The 2166-nt window shown below is 71.3% G+C and carries 3 protein-coding genes; 1 reads left to right on the top strand and 2 read right to left on the bottom strand.

What is annotated here, in order from left to right; genetic code table 11:
* On the bottom strand, positions 1 to 865 hold an 865-nt coding region (locus FNH08_RS49170; protein WP_152778446.1), incomplete at its 3' end, for an ATP-binding cassette domain-containing protein.
* A gap of 63 nt (positions 866 to 928) precedes the next feature.
* Between FNH08_RS49170 and FNH08_RS49175 the strand changes: the two genes are divergently transcribed.
* Positions 929 to 1648 (top strand): TetR/AcrR family transcriptional regulator, encoded by a 720-nt coding sequence (locus FNH08_RS49175; RefSeq protein WP_152778448.1) that lies wholly within the window; start codon positions 929 to 931, stop codon positions 1646 to 1648.
* Positions 1649 to 1749: 101 nt separating this feature from the next.
* On the opposite strand, the gene FNH08_RS49180 is transcribed toward FNH08_RS49175, so the two are convergent.
* Positions 1750 to 2166: type ISP restriction/modification enzyme (locus FNH08_RS49180; protein WP_322726647.1), on the bottom strand; the 417-nt coding region annotated here is incomplete at its 5' end.

Genomic DNA, 2166 nt, shown 5'->3' on the forward strand with positions numbered 1-2166 from the left:
GCACCCGGCCCGCGTCGAGTTCGCGGACGATGCGGGGGAGGGTGAGGGCCGGGTCCAGGACGACGGCCCCGGCGGTGCGCCGCTCACGGTCCAGCACCGGCTCGGTGCCGGTCAGCTGGTCGAGGACCACGGCGGCCGCGTGCAGCGCGGGCTCACCGCCCTCCGGGGCGAGAACCACTTCGGCGTAGCTGCCGATCCGTGCCTTGAGTCCCTCCGGTGTGCCCTGGTGCGCGGCCCGGCCCTCGTCGATCAGCACGATGTCGTCGGCCAGTTGGTCGGCTTCCTCCAGGTACTGCGTGGTCAGCAGCACGGTGGTCCCGTCGCGCGCCAGTTCCCTGACCGCGTCCCAGATGTCGTTCCGGCTGCGCGGGTCGAGTCCGGTCGTCGGCTCGTCCAGGAACAGCACGGCGGGCCGGGTGACGAGACTGGCCGCCAGGTCGAGCCGGCGCCGCATGCCGCCGGAGTAGGTGCGCGCGGGGCGGTCCGCGGCCTCGGTCAGCCCGAAGCGCTCCAGCAGCTCGTCGGCCCGCGAGCGCGGCGCGCGCAGCAGACGGGCGAACAGGCGCAGGTTCTCGGCGCCGGTGAGATCGCCGTCGACCGAGGCGTACTGCCCGGTGACCGCGATCCGGCGGCGCACGGCCGCGGCCTCGCGCACGACGTCGTGCCCGGCCACCCGGGCCGTCCCGGCGTCCGGGGCCAGCAGGGTGGTCAGGACCCGTACGGCGGTCGTCTTCCCCGCTCCGTTCGGCCCGAGCAGTCCGCAGACCGTGCCCTGAACGACCGCGAGCTCCAGTCCGCGCAGCGCGTGGACGTCGCGGAAACTCTTCTCCAGACCCTCACTAAGTACGGCGTACGTAGTTGTCATGGGGCGACCATACCTCACTACGTACGCTGTACGTAACTAGGATGGTGGGCGAGGTGATGATCGATGGCGGGCCGACCGGCCGAACCCGAGGTGATCTGGGCACGCCCCGAGCGTGCGGGCCGCGGCCCGAAACCCGCGTACAGCCGTGCCGACATCGCGGCGGCCGCCGTCCGTATCGCCGACGCGGACGGCCTCGACGCGGTCTCGATGCGCCGCGTGGCCGCCGAGATCGGCTGCGGCACCATGTCGCTCTACAACTACGTGCCGCGCAAGGAGGACCTGTACGAGCTGATGGTCGACCTGGTCAGCGGGGAGTACGACCTGTCCCGCGGGCCCAGCGGCGACTGGCGCGCCGACATGATGGACCTCGCACGGCAGGCCCGCGGCATCATGCGTCGCCATCCCTGGGTGGTGCGGGTGATGTCGACCGTCTACGCCATCGGTCCCAACGCGTTGCGCTGTCTCGACCACTGCCTGGCGTGCCTGGAAGGTCTTGATGTCCCGCCGGGCACGAAGATGGAGCTGTTCGGGATGATCAACGGGTCGGTCATGGTCTACGTGGCCAACGAGTTGGCTCTCGCCGAGAGGGCGCGGTCCGTGCCGTGGTCCGCGGAGCGGGAGGAGGCGGTGCGGGGGGCGTACATGATGGGGCAGGTCATGGCGGGTGACTATCCGCATCTGGCGGCGCTGTTCGCGGAGGGGGTTGCGCCGGCGGATGATGCGGAGGCGGGGTTCGAGCGGTTGCTGGGGAGGGTTTTGGACGGGTTTGCGCCGCGGGGGTGAGGTTGGTGCCGGGCGCGGGTTCGTTGTGGCTGGTCGCGCCCACGCGGCGGAGTCGCACATTCAACACAGCCCCGCGCCCCTAGGTGGATGGGGCGCACCCCTCAGATGAGGGGGAACTGGCCTTCTGGGCCCTCCTCGTGGTGGTCCAGTACCGATGCCGGCTTGCGTGCCGCGTCCGCCACCGGCAAGACGCCCGCCTTGCGGAGCTCGGTCGCCGTGATCGGTGTCTCGGTCTTCAACTCAGCCCGCCTCGGCCCCAGTCCCGCCAGCAGTGCCAGTACCGTGACGAGTTCCAGCAGCTCCGAAGTCCATGGCTGGGGCCATGACGTCGGGCGTACGGCTTCCAGGGTGCCCGGCTGTGCCGGTTCCGTGCGGTGGGTGAACCATGCCTCCAGGACCCTGACCCCGCCGACGTGGAAGTCCCAGGCATCGGCGGGGACCGGGGAGATGCGGCCCTCGCCGATCAGCAGGGCCTCCTCCTCGCGGTCGTAGAGGAGTTCGAGGGGGCGGGGTGGGAG

The sequence above is a fragment of the Streptomyces spongiae genome (assembly GCF_009377185.1).
Taxonomy (GTDB): Bacteria; Actinomycetota; Actinomycetes; order Streptomycetales; family Streptomycetaceae; genus Streptomyces; species Streptomyces spongiae.